The sequence below is a fragment of the Virgibacillus sp. GM2-2 genome, assembly GCF_055329585.1.
The window spans coordinates 1-274 of sequence record NZ_JBUZWC010000069.1 but is presented as its reverse complement, the minus strand read 5'-3'; the positions used below and the strand labels follow the sequence as shown (position 1 = coordinate 274).

1 protein-coding gene is annotated in these 274 nt (G+C 36.9%); it reads left to right on the top strand.

The features are described from left to right. A partial coding sequence (locus ACY9Z2_RS19005) for a TraB/GumN family protein (protein WP_463611243.1) occupies window positions 1-266 on the top strand: 266 nt, incomplete at its 5' end. Window positions 267-274 lie beyond the last annotated feature (8 nt).

The following is a 274-nucleotide window of genomic DNA, read 5'->3' as shown; positions in this document are numbered from 1 at the left end:
ACCAGTTGGGATATAATTGGGTTCATGGGAATGACGATGCTTTTAAGAATCAGTTAACTGAAGGTTTTGAAGATATTGATGAAAAGTATCAACAGGCAATCAATGATACTCGGAATTTTCATATGGCCAATAAGCTTGATGAAATTTTACAAACGGATGATGGACAGACTTATTTTGTCATCATCGGTGCTGCTCATGTTATGATTGAACCAAGTGTTCCAGGTGAGCTTGAAAAAAAGGGATATGAACTTGAGCGGATTTATTAACCTATCCC